Raw genomic sequence first — 24,589 nt, 5'->3', positions numbered from 1 at the left:
CCTCCGTCAGTCCGACAGGATAACCCTTGCGTCAGACTTTCGGAGGCCGGAACCGGATCAAAGATGAATCACGGCCAGATCGAGCCGGCCGTAATCGCCCTCGCTGTGTTCACTGCGCGGCGGCACGTGATGGGTTTTCATGATCTGGTCGCCTTGCAGGGTTTCCAGATGAATGTCGAAGCCCCAGAGCCGGTGCAGGTGCTTGAGCACTTCCTCGGTGGAGTCGCCCAATGGTTTGCGATCGTGTTGCTGATGGCGCAGGGTCAGCGAGCGATCGCCGCGCCGATCAATGCTGTAGATCTGCACGTTCGGCTCACGATTGCCGAGGTTGTACTGCGCGGCCAGGGTTTCCCGGATGATCCGGTAGCCGCCCTCATCATGGATGGCCGGCACCAGCAGGTCGTCTTTCTGGTCGTCATCGAGAATGCTGAACAGCTTCAGATCGCGGATCACCTTGGGGGATAGGTACTGCAGGATGAAGCTCTCATCCTTGAAACTGCTCATGGCGAACTTGATGGTCGACAGCCAGTCGGAGCCCGCGATGTCCGGGAACCAGCGGCGATCCTCTTCGGTAGGGTCTTCGCACATGCGGCGGATGTCACGATACATGGCGAAACCCAGCGCGTAGGGGTTGATGCCACTGTAGTACGGGCTATCGAACCCGGGCTGGAACACCACGCTGGTATGCGAGGTGAGGAACTCCATCATGAAACCGTCGGTGACCAGGCCTTCGTCATACAGGTCATTCATCAGCGTGTAATGCCAGAACGTCGCCCAGCCTTCGTTCATGACCTGGGTCTGGCGCTGGGGATAGAAATACTGAGCGATCTTGCGCACGATCCGCACGATCTCGCGCTGCCAGGGTTCCAGCAGCGGTGCGTGTTTCTCGATGAAATAGAGGATGTTTTCCTGCGGCTCGGCCGGGAATCGGGCGTTGTCCTTGTCGCTGTACTTGTCCGCACCTTTGGGAATGGTGCGCCACAGATCGTTGATCTGCTTCTGCAGGTGCTCTTCGCGATCCTTCTGCCGGCGCCGCTCTTCTTCGGCGGAGATCGGGTAAGGACGCTTGTAGCGGTCGACACCATAGTTCATCAGCGCATGACAGGAGTCGAGCAGGTCTTCCACGGCATCGATGCCGTGGCGCTCCTCGCACTGCATGATGTACTGCTTGGCGAATACCAGGTAATCGATGATCGAGCTGGCGTCGGTCCAGGTGCGGAACAGGTAATTGCCCTTGAAAAAGCTGTTGTGGCCATAGCAGGCATGCGCCACCACCAGCGCCTGCATGCAGATGGTGTTTTCTTCCATCAGATAGGCGATGCAAGGGTCCGAGTTGATCACGATCTCGTAGGCCAGGCCCATCTGCCCACGGCTGTAGGATTTTTCGGTACTAAGGAAGTGCTTGCCGTAGGACCAGTGGTGATAGCCCAGCGGCATGCCCACCGAAGCATAGGCATCCATCATTTGCTCGGCGGTAATCACTTCGATCTGGTTGGGGTAGGTATCCAGCGCATAGCGTGCCGCGATCCTGGCTATCTCGCGGTCGTAGGTCTGGATCAGCTCGAACGTCCATTCGGAGCCGGTGGAAATGGGTTGGCGCTTCTGCTCTTTGGCGGTCATGTCACTAACCTGCGCTGGAAGAGTTCACGGAAGACCGGATAGATATCTCCGGCCGAGACCAGTTGCTGTTGGGCAAATGTGTCAGAGAAGGCTTCGGCGATGCGTTCGTACTCGTACCACAGGGCCTGATGTTCGCGCGGCGTAATCTCCACATAAGTGTAGTACTGCACAAACGGCATGATCTGGTTGATCAGAATGTCGCGGCAGATCGGCGAGTCGTCGTTCCAGTTGTCGCCGTCGGAGGCTTGAGCTGCGTAGATATTCCACTCATTGCTCGGATAGCGCTCGGCCATGATTTCCTGCATCAGCTTCAAGGCGCTGGAAACGATGGTGCCGCCGGTTTCGCGGGAATAGAAAAACTCTTCTTCATCGACTTCCCGGGCGCTGGTGTGGTGGCGGATGAACACCACGTCAATCTTGTCGTAATTACGCTTGAGAAACAGGTACAGCAGGATGAAAAAGCGCTTGGCGATGTCCTTGGTCGCCTGGGTCATCGAGCCGGAGACATCCATGAGGCAGAACATCACCGCTTTGGAGCTTGGGTTCGGTTGCTTGACCAGCAAGTTGTATTTCAAGTCGAAGGTATCAAGGAACGGCACGCGGTGTATGCGCGCGCTGAGCTTCTCGATTTCGGCTTCCAGTTCCTGAATATCGCCAAAGTTGTCTGGCTCTTCGCGCTTGAGTCGTGCCAGCTCTTCCTTGGCTTCGCGCAGTTTCGCGCGGCTGCTGCCGGACAGCGCAATGCGGCGCGCATGGGCTGAACGCAAGGTTCGAATGATGTTGATCCGCGACGGGTTGCCTTCGTTGCTGATCCCCGCGCGTACGGTTTTGAACGTGTCGGTGCCGGTCAGGTTGCGTTTGACCAGGTTCGGCAGTTCAAGGTCTTCGAACATGAATTCGAGGAATTCTTCCTGGGTTATCTGGAAGACGAACTCGTCCATGCCTTCGCCGGAATTACCGGCTTTGCCCGGACCGCGGCCACCACCGCCTCCCGGGGGGCGGGCGATATGTTCACCGGCGGTGAATTCCTTGTTGCCGGGATGCACAACGGTCTGCTTGCCGCCGCGACCATGGTGAAGCACCGGCTCGTCGATATCGCGACCGGGAATGCTGATCTGTTCACCATGCTCCATATCGGTGATGGAGCGGCGGCTGACTGCCTCTTCGACAGCCTTCTTGATGTGGTCACGGTAGCGTCGCAGAAAACGCTGACGGTTCACCGTGCTTTTGTTCTTGCCATTGAGGCGTCGGTCGATCACATAGCTCATAGGCCCCTCCGGGGAGCTTCAAGTTTTGAGCCGCAAGCTGCAAGTCGAAGCCGATCCCGAAAAAACTTCGGTTTACACGCTTTTTTCTTGCAGCTTGTAGCTGGAAGCTTGCAGCTGCCTCACTGCGACTTGCGGACCCGCAGGTACCATTCAGACAGCAGGCGTACCTGTTTATCGGTGTAGCCACGTTCGACCATTCGCGTAACGAAGTCGTTGTGTTTCTGTTGGTCCTCCTTGCTGGCCTTGGCATTGAAGCTGATGACGGGCAGCAGGTCTTCGGTGTTGGAGAACATTTTCTTCTCGATGACCACCCGCAGTTTTTCGTAGCTGAGCCAGGTCGGGTTCTTGCCGTTGTTGTTGGCCCTGGCGCGCAGGACGAAGTTGACGATTTCGTTGCGGAAATCCTTGGGATTGCTGATGCCGGCCGGTTTTTCGATTTTCTCCAGTTCTTCGTTCAGGGCCACGCGATTGAGGATCTCGCCGGTTTCCGGGTCGCGATACTCCTGATCCTGGATCCAGAAATCCGCGTACAGCACGTAGCGATCGAAGATGTTCTGACCGTATTCGCTGTAGGACTCGAGGTAAGCAGTCTGGATTTCCTTGCCGATGAACTCGATGTAGCGCGGTGCCAGGTATTCCTTCAGATAGCGCAGATAACGCTCCCGGGTTTCGGCCTGAAATTGTTCCTGTTCGATCTGTTGCTCCAGCACATAGAGCAGGTGCACCGGGTTGGCGGCGATTTCGTGCGGATCGAAGTTGAACACTTTGGAGAGGATCTTGAAGGCGAAGCGAGTCGACAGGCCGTTCATGCCTTCGTCGACACCGGCCGAATCCCGATACTCTTGAATCGACTTGGCCTTCGGATCGGTGTCCTTGAGGTTTTCGCCGTCGTAAACGCGCATCTTCGAATAGATGTTGGAGTTTTCCGGTTCCTTGAGGCGCGACAGTACGGTGAACTGCGCAAGCATCTTCAAGGTATCCGGTGCGCAGTGCGCCTTCGACAAGGAACTGTTGAACAGCAATTTGTCGTAGATTTTCACTTCATCACTGACGCGCAGGCAGTACGGCACTTTGACGATGTAGATCCGGTCGATGAACGCTTCGTTGTTCTTGTTGTTGCGGAAGGTGTGCCACTCCGATTCGTTGGAGTGAGCCAGCAGGATGCCGGTGAACGGAATCGCGCCGAGGCCTTCGGTGCTGTTGTAGTTGCCCTCTTGGGTAGCAGTCAGCAAAGGGTGCAGCACCTTGATCGGCGCCTTGAACATTTCGACGAATTCCATCAGACCCTGGTTGGCCCGGCACAGCGCACCGGAGTAGCTGTAGGCGTCAGCGTCGTTCTGCGGGAATTCTTCGAGTTTGCGGATATCAACCTTGCCGACCAGCGCCGAGATGTCCTGGTTGTTCTCGTCACCGGGCTCGGTCTTGGCGACAGCGATCTGATTGAGGATCGACGGGTACAGTTTGACCACGCGGAACTGACTGATGTCGCCGCCGAATTCGGCCAGGCGCTTGGTCGCCCAAGGCGACATGATGGTGTTCAGGTAGCGCCGTGGAATGCCGAAATCTTCCTCGAGGATCGCGCCATCTTCGGTGGCGTTGAACAGACCCAGAGGCGATTCGAAGACCGGCGAGCCCTTGATGGCATAGAAGGGCACTTTTTCCATCAGTTGCTTCAGTTTCTCGGCCAGGGACGATTTACCGCCGCCTACGGGGCCGAGCAGGTAGAGGATCTGTTTCTTCTCTTCCAGGCCTTGGGCGGCGTGGCGGAAATACGAGACGATCTGATCGATGCATTCTTCCATCCCATGGAAGTCTTCAAAGGCCGGATAGCGGCGGATCACCTTGTTGGAGAAGATGCGCGACAGCCTCGAATTGGTCGAAGTGTCGAGCAGTTCCGGTTCCCCGATCGCCATCAATAGACGCTCGGCGGCGGAAACGTAGGCGCTGCGATCTTTTTTGCACAGCTCCAGGTACTCCTGCAGAGAGAGTTCTTCCTGGCGTGTGGATTCGAAGCGTTGTTGGAAGTGGCTAAAGATACTCATGACGTCACCTCGCTCGATACGTGGAGCCGACGCCGGATCACTCAGTCGATGCTGGCAGCAGTCGCTATGGCACCTGCTGTTTACCCCCCAGAATTCTTCCACGGTCGACAAACCGTAAAAGCTACTCCCGATGACCCGCGCGCCGGTGTACCGGCTCTCCCCTGTTTTGGATGGCCTGCGCTTAAGGATAGTTGGGAATTCGAGAGGTAAAGGCGAGATACGTAATTAGTTATGGCAGACCGTTCGTCTGCCGCGCGCAGGCCCACGGCAGCCGGGGCCTGCGCCGCGCAAAAAAATTATTCGGCGGTGCCTTGCGCGGTTTCCGACGGATAGGTCGCACGCCACAGCTCAAAGCCGCCGTCCATGCTGTAAACATCGGAGAAGCCCTGACTGACCAGATAGGCGGCTGCGCCCTGGCTGGAATTGCCGTGGTAGCAGACCACGACGGTCGGGGCATCAAGGTCGGCGCCTTGAATGAACGCGTGCAGCGAATGGTTATCGAGATGCTTCGAGCCGCTGATATGCAGCGCGGCAAAGGTTGCCGGATCGCGCACGTCAACGACGACGGCGCCTTGTTCACGCAGGGCCTGCGCTTGTTCCGGAGGGATTCGTTTGAATTCGGTCATGACTAAGTTCCTGTTGCTCAACTGAAGGCGCAGTCTAACGCGAGACGTTGGCGGGCGAATTGTCAGGGGAGGGTGGTGCGACTGATGGCATTAGCCCGCCGTGCTCATCGCATTTGCATGACAAACGTTCGCCGCTGTCAACGTTCATCAGCGTCAGGCTGCCGCCCCATACACATCCGGTGTCCAGCGCCGAAATCCCCGGCTCGTGGATATTGCCCTCGAGCGCTGCCCAGTGACCGAAGATGATGCGCAGGCCGCGGGTCTTGCGCTCCTTGTGCTGAAACCATGGCTTGTAGCCGGGCGGGGCGCTGTCCAGGCCTTCCTTGCTCTTGAGGTCAAGCTTGCCCTCGGCGGTGCAAAAGCGCATGCGCGTGAAGTAATTGGTGATCACCCGCAGACGATCGATGCCTTTGAGATCGTTGTCCCACTTCACCGGCTCGTTGCCGTACATGCCGTCGAGGTAGGCGGGGAACACGTTGTCGTCGCGCAGTGCGGCCTCGACTTCTGCGGCGCACTTCAAGGCACGGCGCAGCGACCATTGCGGCGGGATGCCAGCGTGAACCATGGCCACGTCGCGCGTTTCGTCGTAATGCATCAGCTTCTGCTGGCGCAGCCATTCCATCAGTTGCGGGCCATCCGGCGCCTCGATGATCTCGCGCAAAGTGTCGCTTTTCTTCAATCGCTCGATTTTCTTCGCAGCGGCCAGCAGATGCAGATCATGATTGCCGAGCACGCACACCAGAGACTCACGCATCTGGTAAAGAAAGCGCAGGGTGTCCAGCGACTGCGGACCTCGGTTGACCAAATCGCCCACCAGCCACAGGCGATCCAGCGCCGGTTCGAAGGCCACTTGCTTGAGCAGGCATTTGAGCGGTTCGAGGCAGCCTTGCAGGTCACCGACCGCGTATGTCGTCATCAGTGCAAGGCTCCCGGTACGGCGAGGCGAAACGGTTTGATGATCGCGTCGAAACGCTTGCCGTCATCGGCGAGCATTTGATAGGTGCCTTGCATGGTGCCGACCTTGGTGGTCATCACCGTGCCACTGGTATACGTGTGGCTTTCGCCTGCGGCGATCAGCGGCTTCTGCCCGACGACACCTTCACCGCGTACTTCTTCTACATGGCCATCGCCATCGGTAATCACCCAATGCCGGGAGAGAAGCTTGGCCGCAATCTCGCCGTTGTTCTGCACGGTAATGGTGTAAGCGAAGGCGAAACGGTCTTGTTCGGGTTGCGATTGGTCTGCCAGATAGTGGGTGACGACGCTGACATCGACCTGATAACGGGAATCGGACATGCAAGAAGGCCTTATGAAGCGGAACGCGGGGCGTAGCTGATGGGGAATCAGTCTAGGCAAGTATCGGGCAGTAAACCAGAGTGGTGTGCTGCCCGATAGCGTTCATCGCGGCTCAGTCGGCGGCGGGAGCTGCCGGGACCTGTATCGCGAGCTGGTCCGCCAGGCGTACGAATGCGGCCAGATCCAGTTGCTCGGGACGCAGGCTGCCATCGACGCCGGCGGCTTCGATTTCGGCATTGCTGAGCAATTGCTTGAGGGTATTTCGCAAGGTTTTGCGGCGCTGATTGAAGGCTTCGCGCACAACGCGCTCGAGCAACTTGTGATCCTTGGCCGGGTGCGGTAGCACTGCGTGCGGCACCAGACGAACGATTGCCGAGTCGACTTTCGGCGGCGGATTGAACGCGCCGGGGCCGACATTGAACAGGTGTTCGACGCGGCAATGGTACTGAACCATGATTGACAAACGCCCCCAGTCACCGCCACCCGGGCCTGCCGCCAGGCGCTCGACCACTTCTTTCTGCAACATGAAGTGCATGTCGCGGATGATGCCGGCGTTGTTCAACAGATGAAAAATCAGTGGCGTGGAGATGTTGTACGGCAGGTTACCGACCACGCGCAGGCTGTTCGGTGCGGCGTTCAGCGTGTTGAAGTCAAATTTCAGCGCATCACCCTGATGCAGATTGAAATTGCTCATGCCGGCAAACTGCTGGTTGAGGATCGGGATCAGATCCTTGTCCAGTTCCACTACGTCGAGTTGCGCGCCGGAGCCCAGCAAACCTTGAGTCAGGGCGCCCTGGCCGGGGCCGATTTCGAGCAGGCGGTCGTCAGGCTTTGCGTGAATGGAGCGCAGGATGCGGTCGATAACGCCGGCATCGTGCAGGAAATTCTGGCCAAAGCGTTTGCGCGCCTTGTGTTGGTATTGCTCGTTCATAAACGGGTCTCGGCCATCTGGTAGGCGGTTTCCAGCGCGACTTGCAGGCTGCCGGTGTCGATCCTGCCGCTGCCGGCCAGATCCAGGGCTGTGCCATGGTCGACCGATGTGCGGATGATCGGCAGGCCCAGCGTCACGTTGACCGCAGCGCCAAAGCCTTTGTACTTGAGCACGGGCAAGCCCTGATCGTGGTACATCGCCAGCACTGCATCGCAGTGCTCCAGATATTTGGGGGTAAACAGAGTGTCGGCAGGCAGCGGGCCACGAAGGTCCATGCCCTCGCCGCGCAGGCGCTCTAATGTCGGTTCGATGATGTCGATTTCTTCATGGCCCAGATGGCCGCCTTCACCAGCGTGCGGGTTGAGTCCGCAGACCAGAATGCGCGGCCGGGCAATGCCGAATTTCTCTTGCAGGTCGGCGTGCAGAATTCGCGTGACCCGCTCGAGGCGCTCGGGGGTGATCGCATCGGCGATCTCGCGCAGGGGCAGGTGGGTGGTCACCAGTGCCACGCGAAGTCCGCGAGTCGCAAGCATCATTACCACTTGCGCAGTCTGGGTCAGGTCGGCGAGGAATTCGGTGTGTCCGGAGAAGGCGATGCCAGATTCGTTGATCACGCCTTTGTGCACCGGCGCAGTGATCATCCCGGCGAAGTCGCCGTTCAGGCAGCCGTTGCCGGCGCGAGTCAGGGTCTCGAGAACAAACGCCGCGTTGGCCTTGTCCAGTTGCCCGGCGATCACCTGTGCGCTGAGCGGTGTGTCCCAGACGTAAAGACTGCCAACCGGCGCCGGAAGGTCAGGCCACTGCCCGGGCGCGACATCCAGCAAGTTGATGGCCAGCCCCAGCTGCGCGGCCCGCTCAAGGAGCAGGTCGCGGCTGGTGATGGCAATCAGGGGATGGGGCTGGGCTTGCGAGGCGAGCAGCAGGCACAGGTCGGGACCTATGCCGGCCGGTTCGCCGGGTGTCAGCGCGAAACGCTTGGGTTTCACTGCGCTGCCTGGTCTGCACCAGGGAGTTTGATCTCTACGTACGCTTCGTCACGTATCTGACGCAGCCAGGTTTGCAGCTCTTCGTCGTATTTGCGGTTACGCAGTACGGTCATGGCTTGCTGCTCACGGGCCTGTTCGGTGCTGTCAGTGGCGCGACGGCCAAGGACTTCCAGTACGTGCCAGCCGTATTGGGTCTGGAAAGGCTTCGACAGCTGACCTTGTGGCGTCGAGGCCATCACTTCGCGGAACTCCGGTACCAGCACGTTCGGGTCGATCCAGTTCAGGTCGCCGCCGTTGAGCGCCGAACCCGGATCTTCCGAGTAGTTTTTCGCCAGTTCGGCAAAGTCTTCGCCAGCGGTGATGCGGTCGTACAACGACTGCACCAGCGCCTTGGTCTTGGCTTCGTCGCGGATCGGGCTTGGCTTGACCAGGATGTGGCGGACATGCACTTCGTCGCGCATCTGCGCTTCGCCGCCGCGCTTGCCCAGCAGCTTCAGAATGATGAAACCGCCCGGCGTCCGTGCAGGTTGAGTGATGTCGCCGACGGCCATGCTGCTCAACTCGCGGTCGAACGGCGGTGGCAGTTGTGCGGCTTTACGCCAGCCCATGTCGCCGCCTTCCAGTGCGTTGTCGCTACCGGATTTGGCCACGGCCATCTGACCGAAGTCGGCGCCTTGCTTGAGCTGCTGGTAAACCTCCATGGCCTGACGCGCGGCGCTTTGAATCGCTTCGGAGTTGGCGCTTTCCGGCGTCGGAATCAGGATGTTGGCCAGGTGCAGTTCTTCGGACAGTTGCATCTTGCCCAGGTCGGAGGCGAGGAAGTTCTTCACTTCCTGCTCGGAGACCTGAATGCGCTCGGCGACACGACGCTGACGTACACGGCTGATGATCATTTCGCGTTTGATCTGATCACGGGCGTCGTCATAGTTCAGGCCATCACGCGCCAGCGCTGCACGAAACTGATCAACCGTCATGTTGTTGCGCTGGGCAATGGTACCGACGGCCTGATTAAGCTCTTCGTCGGTGATGCGAATGCCGGAACGTTCGCCGATCTGCAGTTGCAGGTTTTCAACGATCAGGCGCTCAAGCACCTGTTGATCCAGCACGCCCGGAGGCGGCAAGCCACCACCGCGCTTGGCAATGGTCTGCTGAACTTCGTGAACGCGCTGGTCCAGTTGGCTCTGCATGACCACGTCGTTGTCGACGATTGCCACCACTTTATCGATGGACTGTACGGCGGCGTTGGCCGACGTACCCAGGAACAGCGCGCCCAGCAGCAGCGGGCGCAGACAATCAGAAAGCTTGGTCTTCACGTTCACGATAACCTTGGATGCCTTTGTCGAGGAAGCTCTCTACCTTGGCGCCAGTCAGGCCGCCGAGTCCCTTCAGAACAATTTGGAGGAAGATGCCATGGTCGCCTTTTTCGTTTTCCGGGGCGTTCTGACTGTTTTCGTCATAGGCGACCCAATAACGGTTGATCAGGCGCAGTTTCCAGCAGCAGTTGTCGTATTCGAAACCACCGAAGGCTTCCAGCGTGCGATTGCGGTTGTAGTCATACTGCCAGCGGCTGATCGCGTTCCACTGTGGAACGATTGGCCAGATGACCGAGAAGTCATGCTGCTGGATCTTGTAGTAGTCCTTCACGTAGCCAGGTTGACCCGGGGTGCCGTAGTCGCCACCGCCCACTGTCCACTTACCGGTGTTCTGGTCGTAACGGACCTGGTCGTTGCGATAGCGATAACCGACGTTGACCACCTTGTTCGGGTTGTCTTCCGGCTGATAGTGGAACATCGCACTGCCGGAGCGTGGGCTGCGGCTGTCCGGATCCCAGTTGTAGTCGGCGGTGGTGCGCCAGTCGCGGTTCCAGCGGTATTCGTATTCCAGCGCGTAAGGCGAAACGTCGGATTTGGCGTCGTCACGATCGTTGAACGCGATGCCCGGCAGTTGAACCTTGCGATCCTTGAAGTACAGAGCCTGGCCGACGCTGATGCGCTGGCGCTCGAAACCGTTGTCTTCAATCCAGCGACTGGTCACGCCCAGCGACAGCTTGTTTTCGTCACCGACACGGTCGGCGCCGGTAAAGCGGTTGTCACGGAATAGCGACGAGTAGTTGAACGTCGTTTCGCTGGTATCGAACACAGGAATGTCTTCCTGATCAACCTCAGGCACATAGAGGTAGAACAGGCGCGGTTCCAGGGTCTGACGGTAGTTTTTACCGAAATACGAGGTGTTGCGGTCGAAGTACAAGCCGCTGTCGATGCTGGCGATTGGAACGCCACGGTTCTGGTTGCTATCGAATTCGCCGTTGAGCTTCTTCTGTTCTGCGCTCATCGCATCGATCTGCGATTTGCCGGTGCTGTCCAGATCAAGCTGATACTGCGTGTACTGATACTTCAACGATGGCTTGAGGAAGCCATACGTCCAGTTCATCGGCAGGCTGACGCCCGGCTTCAGATTCAAGCGATCACCGTTGGCGCGAGCCAGGCCGGTGATGTTTCTATCCAGCCGACGCTCGGCAAAGCCATCCTCATTGATGAAGTCACCGTCACGCAGATCACGATCAAAACGAACCAGCTCGGTCTCGTAATCGAAATTCAGGCCTTCCGGGTGGTAGGGCAACTGACCATTGAAGGTGATCTGCGGCAAACGACCATACGGCGTGATGTTCGAAACGGTAGCCAACTGGTACTGCTGCGCGTTCAAGCGAGCGGTATAGCTGTCGCCACGATAAGTGACAGCACCCTGCTGGTTGACGAAATCGCTGCTTTGCACGCCAATTTGATCGGTTTGCAGATCCTGGAAGTAATACGGATCGCTGATCTTGGTGTAATCGACTTCTGTGAGCACACGGGAGTCGAGACCGCCCTTGTGCTGCCAGTTGTACATATAGCGAGTGTCTTTGTAGTCGGACTGGAGCTTGCGATCGTCGTTCTCGTCATTGAGGTACGCCGCACCGAACTGCCCTTCACTGGACTTGGTCAGATAGCGGAATTCGCCTTCCACCAACATGCCGCGCTTGCTCATGTAGCGCGGGTACAACGTGGCGTCGTAATTTGGCGCCAGGTTGAAGTAGTAAGGGGTGACCAGCATGAAGCCGGTGTCGCTGCCCGAACCGATGGTCGGCGGCAGGAAGCCCGATTGGCGACGGTCGTCGATCGGGAAGTAGATGTATGGCGTGTACAGGATCGGAATGTCTTTGACGCGCAACGTCACGTTGGTCGCGGTACCGAAACCGGTCGCCGGGTTCAGGGTGATGTTGTTGCCTTTGAGCTGCCACGCGTTGCTGTTCGGTTCGCACGTGGTGTACGTGCCGTCCTTCAAGCGGATGATCGCGTTTTCGGCACGCTTGGCGTACAGCGCGTTACCGCGGATGCGCGATTTGTGCATCACGTATTCAGCGTTGTCGACCTTGGCTTCACCGGTGTCGAGCTGCACATCGGCGTGGTCGCCGACGATCAGCGCACCGTTGTCGCGGATACGCACGTTGCCGGCCAGTTCACCACGGCTCTCGGCCTGATACAGGTTGGCCTCGTCAGCTTCGACCTGCATGCTGCCCTGGCGCATGATCACGTCACCCGCGAGGCTGGCGACCTGTGTGTCCTGCTCATAACGCGACGCTTTGGCACCGATGAAAGTCGGCGCGTCACTTTTATTCGTCTTGTCATTCATGCCAGGACGAATCGGTTCGATATAGGAACCAGAGCAGTAAGGACCGGTCTCGGCCAGTTGGGCGGCGGTGAGCTTCTCGCGCGGAACCCAGTCGAGGTGACTGTAGTCTTCGCTACGGGATTTCAGGCCGCGGCCCTTGGCTTCGGTGACCAGTGCGGTTTTCGCGCCAGTGTCGGCGTCGGAACCCTTGTCGGCCACAGGCTCGCCGGCGACGCTGACGGCACTGCCGTCATGCACCGGACGCGGCGGCAATGCCGCAGCGGGCGACTTGGGCGCACAGTCCCAGCCACCCGTAGCCGAGACGGAGCAGTCATACTGCTCGGCGGCAACAACGAATTGACTGGCCAGAGGTTGCATAGCCAGCAGACTGCCGGTTACCAACAATGGAAATTTTTTACGAAACGCGGGGGATTTCAATGCCATCTTATTAGTCCGGGCTTCCTGCGTGCCATCTGCCCGCGGTGTGGGCCGCACGCCTCTCGATGGTCTGAAAAAGATGCTGGATAATAAAGCATGACCCGCTTGACGGCTAGCGCCGTCGGAGACCCTTGCAATGCCTGATCAAGATGTACGCTTGCAACACCTGAAAGTTTGGCTTGATGAGCAGTTGGCAAAACTGTTTGCCGAGCAGGGCTGGGGCACCGTGCCCCCGGCCACGTTGACCGCAGCCAGCAGCGACGCGAGTTTCCGCCGCTACTTCCGCTGGCAGGGCGACGGTCGCAGCTTCGTCGTGATGGACGCACCGCCACCGCAGGAAAACTGCAAACCGTTCGTGGATATCGCCTTTTTACTGGCGAAATCCGGAATTAATGTGCCGAAAATTTACGCCGAAGACCTCGAACGCGGTTTTCTTTTGCTAAATGACCTGGGCAACAAGACCTATCTCGACGTCATCGACGGCGAAAATGCCGACGCGTTATTCCACGACGCCTTGCAAGCGCTGTTGGCTTTTCAACAGCTGCCGATGGTTGCGCCGTTACCCAGTTATGACGTTGCCTTGTTGCGCCGTGAGCTGGAGTTGTTCCCGGAGTGGTACGTTAAGCATGAGCTGGGCGTCGAGTTCGATGCGGCCCAGCAGCAACAGTGGCAGCACATCAGCGAGCTGCTGATCGACAGCGCGCTGGCGCAGCCGAAAGTGCTGGTGCACCGTGACTACATGCCGCGCAACCTGATGCTCAGCGAGCCGAACCCTGGCGTGCTGGATTTCCAGGACGCGGTGTACGGCCCGGTGACTTACGACGTGACTTGCCTGTTCAAGGATGCCTTCCTCAGCTGGCCGGAAGAACGCGTGCGCGGCTGGCTGGAAAGTTATTGGCAGCAAGCCTCGGCGCTGGACATTCCGGTGCAGACCGATTTCGAAGAATTCCTGCGCGCCAGCGACCTGATGGGCGTGCAGCGTCACCTCAAAGTCATCGGCATCTTCGCGCGCATCTGCCACCGCGATGGCAAGCCACGCTATCTGGCGGACGTGCCGCGCTTCTTCTCTTATATAGAAGCCGTGATCGCGCGCCGTCCCGAGCTGGCGGAGCTGCAAGCGCTGTTCAGCAGCCTGCGTGCTGGAGCGACGGCATGAAGGCAATGATTCTGGCGGCGGGTAAAGGCGAGCGCATGCGCCCGCTGACCCTGACGACGCCGAAACCGCTGGTGCGTGCCGGTGGCGTGCCGCTGATCGAGTATCACCTGCGTGCCCTCGCGGCCGCAGGTTTCAACGAAATTGTCATCAACCACGCCTGGCTCGGTCAGCAGATCGAGGATTATCTGGGCGACGGTTCGCGTTTCGGCCTGAGCATCCAGTATTCGCCGGAGGGCGAGCCGCTGGAAACCGGTGGCGGGATTTTCCGCGCGCTGCCGCTGCTCGGTGACGATGCGTTTCTGGTGGTCAATGGCGATATCTGGACCGATTACGACTTCAGCGTGTTGCACCAGCCGGGCAATGGCCTGGCGCATCTGGTGCTGGCGGATAATCCGGCGCACCACCCGAAAGGTGATTTCACCCTGATCGACGGCAAGGTGCAGGACGGTGAGCCTGGCGCGCAAACGCTGACTTACAGTGGTATCGCCGTGCTCCATCCGCAATTGTTCGATGGCTGCAGCGATGGCGCTTTCAAACTCGCGCCGCTGTTGCGCAAAGCGATGGCCGCCGGCGAAGTGACGGGTGAGCGTCTGAAAGGGCATTGGGTGGATGTCGGCACCCATGAACGCTTGGCCGAAGCTGAAGCCCTGATAGAAGCGAGTCGCTGAAATGCTGTGGCCAGGGACTCTGATTGGAGCCGGAGTGGGCTATGCGATTGCCAGCATTCCGGGGGCCATGCTTGGGGCGTTGTTGGGACAGGCGCTGGATCGGCGCCTGCACCTGCAGAGCTGGGGACACTTACGCGAAAAGCTCGGCGGCCGGCCGATGCTGCGCAACGACGAACTGCTGTTCGTGTTGCTCGGGCGTCTGGCCAAGAGCGATGGGCGTGTCACTGACGGGCATATCCAGCAGGCACGCAATGAAATGCGCTCACTGGAAATGAGCGAGCCGGCGACGCGGCGGGCCATTGCCGCATTCAATCGCGGCAAGTCCGGCAGCGACAATCTGCGCGGCTATCTGCGCCGCTTGAGTGCGCAACCGCATGCAGCCGAAGGTGTGTTGCGCGCCTGTTGGCGCATGGTCTGGGCCGATGGTCGCGCCGGGGTCAGCGAACGCGAGTTGCTGGCGCAGTGGGGCAAGTGGCTGGGCTGGACGCCGCAGCAGGTGCAGGCATTGGCCAACGATTATGAACCGGGCAAGCGGCCGATTGTCAGTGCAGCGGTGAGTTATCAGGAGGCGATGAAATTGCTTGGGGTGTCGGCGAGCAGCGAGCCGGCGCAGATCAAGCGCGCTTACCGACGTTTGCTCAGTCGCCATCACCCGGACAAGATCGCCGGCAGCGGCGCGACCCCGGCGCAGGTGCGTGAGGCGACCGAACGTACGCGGGAATTGCACCATGCCTATACGTTGATTCGCGAGCGGCGGGATTTTCGCTGACCCTTGAAGATGTGGCGCCTGCAAGGGCCCCTTCGCGAGCAAGCCCGCTCCCACATTTAGCCGTGTTCTATCTGAAGGAACAGGGGTGAATGTGGGAGCGGGCTTGCTCGCGAATCAGGGCGACTCGGTGTGACAGTCAGTCAACAGCCTGAGGGTTCAACCAACCCCGCACCCGCCGAAACAGTTGTTCCTGCTCGGCCTTTTTGTCCGGCAACACCTTCAGCGCCACTTGGCTGAACGCCGAGGTCTTCAGGCGTTTGCTCGCCTGCATGCGCTCCAGCGCCGCATTGCGATCGAGCGCTTTGTCCATGTAGAAAATATCTACCGTGGGCAGCTTCAGTGTCGGCGTCAGTTCGGCGAGTGGCGGCAGGGCCTTGGCCGGTGCCTGCGCATCAACCATCACCAGTTTCTCCACCTGCGGCGTCTGCCGCTCACTGAGAAAACGCGCCGCCCAGTAGGCGCCGGTGCCGTGACCGAGCACGACAATGCTGCGCGCGCTCTGCTGTTCGGCGTAGGCAATCGCCGCGTCGATCCGCCCGAAAATGCGATCGGCATCGGCCCTGGCTTGTTCTTCGCGGGTCTCGGCGACCACCTGCTCGGCAACTTCCGCTTCACCGCCAGCGGCTTGCTCGATCGGTTGCGCGGTGGTGGCGTCCTTGCTTGCGGTCTCCGCAGCTTTCGGCGCGGCGGTCGGTTCGATCACGCGCGGAGCAATGGCGTCGCCTTGCAGATCCGGCAGGGTGATACTCAGGCTGCTCCACTCGGCATCCGGCAATTTGCGTCGCAACGGGCCGACTGCCTGCGGCCAGTCGGCGGTTTCGCCGGCACCGGGAACGATGATCACCGCACCTTTGGGGTCGGCGCTGTTGGCCGGTTTCCACAAGGCCAGGAAAGTGTCGCTGCCAGCCTGCAGTTGTTGCTGCTCTTGCGCCGGCAGTTTACGTTGCAGTGCGGCGGCCTCTTCCTGACTACGCTCAAGCAGTGGCTGGCGCTGCGCCGGTTGTTCTTCAGCGGGTTTATCCGTGGCGGCGGGCGCCGGGTCGGCGGTTTCGACGGAAAACGCACAAGGCAGGATCAGCGACAGGCACAATGCTGGCAGTGCCAGGCGGTAGACAGAGGGCATCGGTTATTCCAGGCCAGAAAGTATCCCGGCAGCCTAATGGGTTGGTCAGAATTTGTCAGTGTATGAGACTTCAATGAAGCGATTTTGCTGCCTGTGGGTTATCGGCTGTTTGTGGTTTCCCTTGATGGGCTGGGCGGCGCCTGCGCCATCGGCACATGTCGCACAGCTGACGCCGAGCCAGCAGAAATGGCTGGGGCAGCACAATGAGTTGCGCGTCGGCCTGGTTCTGCAGGCGCCCTACGCGACCTACGATCGGCGCCTGCAGCGACTGTCCGGGGCCAACGTCGAGTTGATGAAACTGCTCGCCAAAACCCTGGGCGTTGAACTGAGCTGGCGCAACTTTCAGGATCTCGGTGCACTGGAAAATGCGTTGCGCGAGGGCGAGATCGACATCGCCCCGGGCCTGAGCCAGACCCCGAGCGCGCTGCGCCTCTGGCTGTTTTCCGACCCGTACATGCGCGTGCCGCAACTGGTGGTCAGCGACCAGAAAAGCAGCGGTGCGGTCGATCTGGAAAAGCTCGACAGCCAGACTCGCGTCGCCGTACGCATGCCGAGCAGCACCGCCGATTATCTGCGCAGCAACTATCCACACCTGAATCTGCAAGGCGTGCCGCTGGAGCGTCAGGCCTTGCAGTTGCTGCTGAGTCAGCAGGCCTCCTACGCGGTGATCGACGAAGCGCAGTTGGGCCGGCTGTCGGTGGAGCCGGAGTTCGCCGAACTGGTGGTGGTCGGCGATATCGGCCTGCCGCAATTGCTGCGCGTGGCCTCGCGGCGCGACTGGCCGGAACTGGCCGGCATCGTCCAGAGTGGCTTGCGCGCAATACCGGCCAAGGACCTGGAACAACTGCACAACCAATGGCTGCAGCCAAAATATCCGCGGCTGACCGAGTCGCCGGGGTTCTGGCAGAACCTCAGCCTGTTGTTCGCGGTGATGCTGCTCAGTTGCGCGGCGATCGTGTTCTGGCAGCGGCGCCAACAGCACAACCTTGAACAGCGCCTGCTCAGCGCCCGCGAAGACATCGCGATGCGCACGGCCAGTGAAGAAGCGCTGCGGCTGACGCAGTTTTCTATCGATCAAAGCACCGTCGGCATTCTCTGGGTCAATTGGGACAGCCATGTGCGCTACGCCAACCGCGCGGCGGAAAACATGCTCGGTTATCCCTCGGGCGGGCTGATTGAACGGCCGCTGATCGATTTCGAGCCCGGCCTGCACATGGACCGCTGGCTCAATCTGTGGAAGCGTGCACGGGCCAGTGAAGAGGGGCCGCTGAGTTTCGAAACCAGTTGCCTGCGCGCCGATGGCAGCGTGTTACCGGCGGACGTGTCTTTGAGTTTTCTGCGTTTTCGCGACAGTGAATATCTGGTGGTCTACCTCACCGACGTTACCGACCGCCGCCGCGCGCTCGCCGCTTTGCAGGAAAGCGAAGCACGTTTGCAAGGCATTGCCGCCAACGTTCCGGGCCTGGTGTTTCGGCTGGAGCGGGCGCCGGTCACCGGGCAGATCGATTTCGCCTACATCAGCGAAGGCAGTGAAAATCTGGTCGGGTACGCCCCGGCCGCCATCGCCCATCGCGACATGGGCCTGCGCGGTCTGGTCCACCCGGATGACAAGGCCAGTTATCACCGCACCCAGGATCAGGCCCTCGACAGTGACAGCGACTGGTCGTGGCAGGGACGCATCCTCACGCGTCAGGGCCAGCAACGCTGGGCCGAGATCAAGGCGATCACCCGGCAACTGGAGGACGGCGCCTACGTGTGGGACGGCATTGTCTGGGACATCAGCGAAAGCAAGCGCATCGAGCTTGAACTGGCCGCCTCGCGCGAGCAATTGCGCGAACTGTCGGCGCACCTTGAAAGCGTGCGCGAAGAAGAGAAGGCGCGCATCGCCCGCGAAGTCCATGATGAGCTGGGGCAGATGCTCACCGTGCTGAAACTGGAAACTTCGATGTGCGAACTGGCTTATGCGCAACTCGATCCGGGTCTGCAGGAGCGGCTCAACAGCATGAAACGCCTGATCGCGCAGTTGTTTCAGTTGGTCCGTGATGTGGCGACGGCGTTGCGCCCGCCGATTCTTGATGCCGGCATTGCCTCGGCGATCGAGTGGCAGGCGCGACGCTTCGAGGCACGCACGCAGATACCGTGTCTGGTGCAGGTGCCGGATAACCTGCCGGCGCTCAGCGATGCCAAAGCGGTGGGGCTGTTCAGGATTTTGCAGGAGGCGCTGACCAACGTGATGCGTCATGCCCAGGCGCATACGGTGGAGTTGACGCTGGCGCTTGCGAGCGACGAATTGTGCCTTACGGTCAGCGATGATGGCGTAGGATTTGTCGCCGCCGAGGGTCGGCCGACGTCATTTGGCCTGGTCGGCATGCGTGAACGGGTGCTGATCATGGGCGGGCGGCTGGAGCTGGTGAGCGAGCCGGGGGAGGGCACCAGTCTTAAGGTGTGGGTGCCTGTAGATCGCTAAAAGATCGCAGCCTTCGGCAGCTCCTGCACTGATCGCATACCCCTGTAGGAGCTGTCGAAGGCTGCGATCTTTTCGCTTCATGCAAATATCGAGGAAATCCAAGTGATCCGTGTACTGGTAGCCGAAGACCACACCATCGTCCGCGAGGGCATCAAGCAATTGATCGGCCTGGCCAAGGATCTGCAAGTGGTGGGAGAGGCGAGCAATGGTGAGCAACTGCTCGAAACCCTGCGCAGCGTGCCGTGCGAGGTGGTGCTGCTGGACATCTCCATGCCCGGCGTCAACGGCCTGGAAGCGATCCCGCGTATCCGCGCGCTGAACAATCCGCCAGCGATTCTGGTGCTGTCGATGCACGACGAAGCGCAAATGGCTGCGCGCGCATTGAAGGTCGGCGCGGCCGGGTATGCGACCAAGGACAGCGATCCGGCGCTGCTGCTCACGGCGATCCGCAAAGTTGCTGCGGGTGGTCGTTACATCGATCCGGAGCTGGCCGACCGCATGGTTTTCGAAGTTGGCCTGACCGATACCCGGCCGCTGCATTCGCTGTTGTCGGAGCGCGAATTCTCGGTGTTCGAGCGCCTGGCCCAGGGCGCCAACGTCAACGACATCGCTCAACAACTGGCCCTGAGCAGCAAGACCATCAGCACCCATAAAGCGCGGCTGATGCAGAAACTCAACATCACCTCGCTGGCCGAACTGGTGAAATATGCGATGGAGCACAAACTCCTCTGAACCCGTCCCGCACCTGTAGGAGCTGCCGAAGGCTGCGATCTTTTGATCTTATAAACAGCAAGGTCAAAAGATCGCAGCCTTCGGCAGCTCCTACATGAGACCGCGTTGGCATATCTGTTAGCGACAAACGCTTTTGCCTTTACTTGCGGCTCGCAGCTTGCCGCTCACCATTGCTTTATCCATTAACGCCATCCTTGTAGGGCAATCCCTACCCCCAACCTTCCATTGCACTTAAGCGATTCTCTCCTGCGCCCCGATTTGCGTGGCTGGCGCCAGCCACTAGGCTTGATGAACAAGCAGTCATCAACAACAAAGGTGTGGGTATGAGCCAGGTCGATACAAGCGCAGGGACCAGTGATGTGCTGGTCAGCTTTCGTGGTGTGCAGAAGAGCTACGACGGCGAGAACCTGATCGTCAAAGACCTCAACCTGGACATTCGCAAAGGCGAATTCCTCACCCTGCTCGGGCCGTCCGGTTCCGGCAAGACCACCAGCCTGATGATGCTCGCCGGTTTTGAAACGCCGACTGCTGGCGAAATCCTCTTGGCCGGGCGCTCGATCAACAACGTGCCGCCGCACAAGCGCGACATCGGCATGGTGTTTCAAAACTACGCGCTGTTCCCGCACATGACCGTCGCGGAAAACCTCGCCTTCCCGTTGACCGTGCGTGGCTTGAACAAGAGCGACGTCAGCGAGCGGGTGAAGAAAGTCCTCAGCATGGTCCAGCTCGATGCGTTCGCTTCACGCTATCCGGCGCAGTTGTCCGGTGGTCAGCAACAGCGTGTGGCATTGGCTCGCGCCTTGGTGTTCGAACCGCAACTGGTGCTGATGGACGAACCGTTGGGCGCACTCGACAAGCAACTGCGCGAACACATGCAGATGGAAATCAAACACCTGCACCAGCGCCTCGGCGTGACCGTGGTCTACGTGACCCATGATCAGGGCGAAGCGCTGACCATGTCTGACCGTGTCGCCGTGTTTCACCAAGGTGAAATCCAGCAGATTGCTCCGCCACGTACGCTTTATGAAGAGCCGAAAAACACCTTCGTCGCTAACTTCATCGGCGAGAACAACCGCCTCAACGGTCGTCTGCTCAGCCAGAGCGGCGAGCGTTGCGTGGTCGAGCTGGGCCGTGGCGAGAAGGTCGAGGCGCTGGCGGTCAATGTCGGCCAGACCGGCGAGCCAGTGACCCTGTCGATCCGTCCGGAGCGGGTCAGCCTCAACGGTTCGAGCGATCAATGCGTCAACCGCTTCTCAGGGAGGGTGGCGGAATTCATCTATCTGGGCGACCACGTCCGGGTGCGCCTGGAAGTCTGCGGCAAGACCGACTTCTTCGTGAAACAACCGATTGCCGAGCTTGATCCAGCGCTTAGCGTCGGCGACGTGGTACCGCTTGGCTGGCAGGTTGAGCACGTTCGTGCGCTCGATCCGCTTTTAGAGGCGCACTAAGCGCCCCGGCAATACCAACACCAACCCTGCACGTGGAGAGAACAATAAATGTTGAGATCCCTGAAGTTCACCGCCCTGACCCTGGGCCTGATGGGTGCGAGCGGCGCGATGGCTGCCGGCCCGGATTTGACCGTGGTGTCGTTTGGCGGGGCGAACAAGGCAGCGCAAGTCAAAGCCTTCTATGCACCGTGGGAAGCGGCGGGCAACGGCAAGATCGTTGCCGGTGAGTACAACGGCGAAATGGCCAAGGTCAAAGCCATGGTCGACACCAAGAGCGTGTCCTGGGATCTGGTCGAAGTGGAATCGCCAGAGCTGTCCCGTGGTTGCGACGAAGACATGTTCGAACAACTCGACCCGGCGCTGTTCGGCAAGACCGAAGACTACGTCAAAGGCGCGATTCAGCCGTGCGGCGTAGGCTTCTTCGTCTGGTCGACCGTCCTGGCGTACAACGCCGACAAACTGAAAACCGCACCCACAAGCTGGGCTGATTTCTGGGACACGAAGAAATTCCCCGGCAAACGTGGCCTGCGCAAAGGCGCCAAATACACCCTCGAATTCGCCTTGATGGCCGATGGTGTGGCGCCGAAAGACGTCTACAAAGAGCTGGCGAGCAAGGGTGGCCAGGACCGCGCCTTCAAGAAACTCGATGAGCTCAAGCCAAGCATTCAGTGGTGGGAAGCCGGCGCGCAGCCGCCGCAATACCTCGCTTCCGGTGACGTGGTGATGAGCTCGGCCTACAACGGTCGCATCGCTGCGGTGCAGAAAGAATCCAACCTGAAAGTCGTGTGGAACGGCGGCATCTACGACTTCGACGCCTGGGCCATCCCGAAAGGTCTGGACGCCAAGCGTGCCGAAGCGGCGAAGAAGTTCATTGCCTTCTCGGTGCAGCCGCAGCAGCAGAAGACCTACTCGGAAAACATCGCCTACGGCCCGGCCAACACCCAAGCCGTACCGCTGTTGGCCAAGGACGTCCTGAAGGACATGCCGACCACCCCGGAAAACATCGCCAACCAGGTGCAGATCGACGTCAGCTTCTGGGCTGACAACGGTGAGCAACTGGAACAACGCTTCAATTCCTGGGCCGCGAAGTAATCCTTCGCCCGGTAGGAGCTGCCGCAGGCTGCGATCTTTTGACTTTGCCTTTCAAGATCAAGAGATCGCAGCCTCGTTGCACTCGACAGCTCCTACAGGTGCGATGTGTTTCTTGTGTGTTGATGTAATGCGGTATCGCTATGTGTGATGCCGCCCATCCAAAGATTTACGGAGTACGTCATGGCCATCGCCGTTCCCCTGAACGAGGGCGCCAGCCCCACCTTGAAGCAGAAGCTCAGGCACGCCGAGCGGGTCAACCGCTGGAAAGCTCAGGCGCTGATTGCGCCGCTGGTGCTGTTTCTGTTGCTGGTGTTTCTGGTGCCGATCGTGGCGCTGCTCTACAAAAGCGTCGGCAACCCCGAAGTGGTCGGCGGCATGCCGCGCACCGTCACGGCCATTGCGAGTTGGGACGGCCGTGGCCTGCCTGCCGAGCCGGTGTACAAGGCTGCCAGCGAAGACCTCGCCGAGGCGCGTAAAAACCAGACGCTGGGCGATCTGTCCAAGCGCTTGAACATGGAGTTGGCCGGCTATCGCAGCCTGCTGACCAAAACTGCCCGGGCGCTGCCGTTCGCCAGCGAACCGGCTTCTTATAAAGAAGCGCTGGAAGCGCTCGATGAACGCTGGGGCGATCCGGCTTATTGGCAAGCGGTGAAGCGCAACACCAGCAGCATCACTCCTTATTACCTGCTGGCGGCGGTCGACCATCGTATCGACGACCTCGGCGAACTGGCCCCGGCTACGCCTGATCAGGCGATCTACCTCGACATCTTCGCTCGCACTTTCTGGATGGGCCTGGTCATTACGGTGATCTGCCTGCTGCTTGCTTATCCATTGGCCTACCTGCTGGCGAATCTGCCGTCGCGGCAGAGCAACCTGCTGATGATTCTGGTGCTGCTGCCGTTCTGGACCTCGATTCTGGTGCGGGTGGCGGCATGGATCGTACTGCTGCAATCGGGCGGCTTGATCAACAGTGCGCTGTTGGCGATGGGCATCATCGATAAACCGCTGGAACTGGTGTTCAACCGTACCGGCGTGTACATCTCGATGGTGCACATTCTGCTGCCGTTCATGATTTTGCCGATCTACAGCGTGATGAAAGGCATCTCGCCAACCTACATGCGCGCGGCGATTTCCCTCGGCTGCCACCCGTTCGCCAGTTTCTGGCGCGTGTACTTCCCGCAGACCTACGCCGGCGTCGGCGCCGGCTGCCTGTTGGTGTTCATCCTCGCCATTGGCTACTACATCACCCCGGCGCTGCTCGGCAGCCCGAACGACCAAATGGTCAGCTACTTCGTCGCCTTCTACACCAACACCAGCATCAACTGGGGCATGGCCACCGCGCTCGGCGGGCTGCTGTTGCTGGCGACCGTGGTGCTTTATCTGATCTACAGCTGGCTGGTCGGCGCCAGTCGCCTGCGCCTGAGCTAAGGGGAATTTGCGATGCTGAGTCCTTACATGTCGCCCATCGAACGGGTGTGGTTCTACAGCCTGCGGATCCTCTGCGGCCTGATCCTGTTGTTCCTGATCCTGCCGGTGCTGGTGATTATTCCGCTGTCGTTCAACTCGGGGAGTTTTCTGGTCTACCCGCTGCAGGGGTTCTCGCTGCAGTGGTATCACGACTTCTTCGCCTCGGCGGAGTGGATGCGCGCACTGAGGAACAGCATCATCGTCGCTCCGGCCGCGACGGTGCTGGCAATGATCTTCGGCACGCTGGCGGCGATCGGCCTGACCCGGGGCGACTTTCCCGGCAAATCGCTGGTGATGGCGCTGGTGATTTCGCCGATGGTGGTGCCGGTGGTGATCATCGGCGTGGCGAGTTATCTGTTCTTCGCGCCGCTGGGCCTGGGCAACAGCTTCTTTTCGCTGATCGTCGTGCACGCGGTGCTCGGTGTGCCGTTTGTAATCATCACCGTGTCGGCGACGTTGCAGGGCTTCAATCACAATCTGGTGCGCGCGGCTGCAAGTCTCGGTGCTTCGCCACTGACCGCATTTCGCCGGGTGACCTTGCCGCTGATTGCGCCGGGAGTGATTTCCGGGGCGCTGTTTGCCTTTGCGACGTCGTTTGATGAAGTGGTGGTGACGCTGTTTCTCGCAGGCCCCGAGCAAGCGACGTTGCCTCGGCAGATGTTCAGCGGGATTCGCGAAAACCTCAGCCCGACGATCGCCGCTGCGGCGACGTTGCTGATTGCCTTCTCCGTCATCCTGCTGCTGACGCTGGAATGGTTGCGCGGGCGCAGCGAGAAACTGCGTACTGCTCAGGTCTGACGCATTCCCTGTAG

Annotated in this window: 20 protein-coding genes; 9 read left to right on the top strand and 11 right to left on the bottom strand. The window is 59.8% G+C overall.

What is annotated here, in order from left to right:
• Positions 1–57: 57 nt before the first annotated feature.
• The 10 genes from CXF97_RS21735 to CXF97_RS21690 form a co-directional block, all read right to left on the bottom strand.
• Positions 58–1,620 (bottom strand): SpoVR family protein, encoded by a 1,563-nt coding sequence (locus CXF97_RS21735; RefSeq protein WP_101160889.1) that lies wholly within the window; start codon positions 1,618–1,620, stop codon positions 58–60.
• Positions 1,617–2,888: a YeaH/YhbH family protein gene (locus CXF97_RS21730; protein ID WP_039757709.1), complete on the bottom strand. Its 1,272-nt coding sequence runs from the start codon at positions 2,886–2,888 to the stop codon at positions 1,617–1,619. Before CXF97_RS21730 ends, CXF97_RS21735 begins: the two co-directional genes overlap by 4 nt.
• A 119-nt stretch (positions 2,889–3,007) precedes the next feature.
• Entirely contained in the window at positions 3,008–4,930 is a 1,923-nt protein-coding gene (locus tag CXF97_RS21725; protein WP_039757710.1) for a PrkA family serine protein kinase, read from the bottom strand.
• Between the two features lie 296 nt (positions 4,931–5,226).
• Positions 5,227–5,556 (bottom strand): thiosulfate sulfurtransferase GlpE, encoded by a 330-nt coding sequence (gene glpE, locus CXF97_RS21720; protein ID WP_101160888.1) that lies wholly within the window; start codon positions 5,554–5,556, stop codon positions 5,227–5,229.
• A 34-nt stretch (positions 5,557–5,590) separates the two neighbouring features.
• Positions 5,591–6,472, bottom strand: coding sequence for a symmetrical bis(5'-nucleosyl)-tetraphosphatase (locus CXF97_RS21715; protein ID WP_101160886.1), 882 nt, complete (start codon positions 6,470–6,472; stop codon positions 5,591–5,593).
• Positions 6,472–6,852: a Co2+/Mg2+ efflux protein ApaG gene (apaG, locus tag CXF97_RS21710; protein ID WP_101160884.1), complete on the bottom strand. Its 381-nt coding sequence runs from the start codon at positions 6,850–6,852 to the stop codon at positions 6,472–6,474. The genes CXF97_RS21715 and apaG overlap by 1 nt, the downstream gene beginning before the upstream one ends.
• Before the next feature lie 112 nt (positions 6,853–6,964).
• Positions 6,965–7,783 (bottom strand): 16S rRNA (adenine(1518)-N(6)/adenine(1519)-N(6))-dimethyltransferase RsmA, encoded by an 819-nt coding sequence (gene rsmA / locus CXF97_RS21705; RefSeq protein ID WP_041476699.1) that lies wholly within the window; start codon positions 7,781–7,783, stop codon positions 6,965–6,967.
• Positions 7,780–8,769 carry a 4-hydroxythreonine-4-phosphate dehydrogenase PdxA gene (gene pdxA / locus CXF97_RS21700; RefSeq protein ID WP_101160882.1) on the bottom strand — a complete coding sequence of 330 codons (990 nt, stop codon included), beginning with the start codon at positions 8,767–8,769 and terminating at the stop codon, positions 7,780–7,782. Before pdxA ends, rsmA begins: the two co-directional genes overlap by 4 nt.
• On the bottom strand, positions 8,766–10,088 hold the full coding sequence (surA, locus tag CXF97_RS21695; protein ID WP_178081224.1) for a peptidylprolyl isomerase SurA: 1,323 nt from the start codon (positions 10,086–10,088) through the stop codon (positions 8,766–8,768). Before surA ends, pdxA begins: the two co-directional genes overlap by 4 nt.
• Positions 10,063–12,861 (bottom strand): LPS-assembly protein LptD, encoded by a 2,799-nt coding sequence (locus tag CXF97_RS21690; protein ID WP_101160878.1) that lies wholly within the window; start codon positions 12,859–12,861, stop codon positions 10,063–10,065. Before CXF97_RS21690 ends, surA begins: the two co-directional genes overlap by 26 nt.
• A gap of 130 nt (positions 12,862–12,991) precedes the next feature.
• Here CXF97_RS21690 and CXF97_RS21685 point away from each other — a divergent pair, with 130 nt between their 5' ends.
• The 3 genes from CXF97_RS21685 to CXF97_RS21675 are packed head-to-tail and all read left to right on the top strand — an operon-like array spanning position 12,992 to position 15,448.
• Positions 12,992–14,011 carry an aminoglycoside phosphotransferase family protein gene (locus CXF97_RS21685; protein WP_101160875.1) on the top strand — a complete coding sequence of 340 codons (1,020 nt, stop codon included), beginning with the start codon at positions 12,992–12,994 and terminating at the stop codon, positions 14,009–14,011.
• The gene (murU, locus tag CXF97_RS21680) at positions 14,008–14,679 is read left to right on the top strand and encodes an N-acetylmuramate alpha-1-phosphate uridylyltransferase MurU (RefSeq protein WP_101160872.1); all 672 of its coding nucleotides are present in this window, start codon (positions 14,008–14,010) and stop codon (positions 14,677–14,679) included. The genes CXF97_RS21685 and murU overlap by 4 nt, the downstream gene beginning before the upstream one ends.
• Position 14,680: 1 nt before the next feature.
• Entirely contained in the window at positions 14,681–15,448 is a 768-nt protein-coding gene (locus CXF97_RS21675) for a TerB family tellurite resistance protein (RefSeq protein WP_101160870.1), read from the top strand.
• 136 nt (positions 15,449–15,584) lie between these two features.
• Here CXF97_RS21675 and CXF97_RS21670 read toward each other — a convergent pair whose 3' ends face one another.
• Positions 15,585–16,571, bottom strand: a complete 987-nt coding sequence (locus CXF97_RS21670) for an alpha/beta hydrolase family protein (protein ID WP_101160868.1) — start codon at positions 16,569–16,571, stop codon at positions 15,585–15,587.
• Positions 16,572–16,644: 73 nt separating this feature from the next.
• Between CXF97_RS21670 and CXF97_RS21665 the strand changes: the two genes are divergently transcribed.
• From CXF97_RS21665 to CXF97_RS21640, 6 genes are all read left to right on the top strand, one after another.
• A complete protein-coding gene (locus tag CXF97_RS21665) occupies positions 16,645–19,038 on the top strand; it encodes a PAS domain S-box protein (protein ID WP_101160865.1) in 2,394 nt (797 codons plus the stop codon).
• Positions 19,039–19,140: 102 nt separating this feature from the next.
• Positions 19,141–19,770, top strand: coding sequence for a response regulator transcription factor (locus CXF97_RS21660; RefSeq protein ID WP_003228820.1), 630 nt, complete (start codon positions 19,141–19,143; stop codon positions 19,768–19,770).
• A 323-nt stretch (positions 19,771–20,093) separates the two neighbouring features.
• Positions 20,094–21,218 carry an ABC transporter ATP-binding protein gene (locus CXF97_RS21655; RefSeq protein WP_101160862.1) on the top strand — a complete coding sequence of 375 codons (1,125 nt, stop codon included), beginning with the start codon at positions 20,094–20,096 and terminating at the stop codon, positions 21,216–21,218.
• Positions 21,219–21,266: 48 nt separating this feature from the next.
• The gene (locus tag CXF97_RS21650) at positions 21,267–22,310 is read left to right on the top strand and encodes an ABC transporter substrate-binding protein (RefSeq protein ID WP_101160860.1); all 1,044 of its coding nucleotides are present in this window, start codon (positions 21,267–21,269) and stop codon (positions 22,308–22,310) included.
• A gap of 180 nt (positions 22,311–22,490) precedes the next feature.
• Positions 22,491–23,738, top strand: coding sequence for an ABC transporter permease (locus CXF97_RS21645; RefSeq protein WP_101160857.1), 1,248 nt, complete (start codon positions 22,491–22,493; stop codon positions 23,736–23,738).
• Between the two features lie 12 nt (positions 23,739–23,750).
• Positions 23,751–24,575 carry an ABC transporter permease gene (locus CXF97_RS21640; protein WP_101160854.1) on the top strand — a complete coding sequence of 275 codons (825 nt, stop codon included), beginning with the start codon at positions 23,751–23,753 and terminating at the stop codon, positions 24,573–24,575.
• Positions 24,576–24,589 lie beyond the last annotated feature (14 nt).

It is taken from the genome of Pseudomonas sp. Choline-02u-1 (assembly GCF_002836515.1).
Lineage (GTDB): Bacteria > Pseudomonadota > Gammaproteobacteria > Pseudomonadales > Pseudomonadaceae > Aquipseudomonas.
The sequence above is the reverse complement of the archived record's forward strand: the minus strand, read 5'-3'. Positions and strand labels throughout refer to the sequence as shown.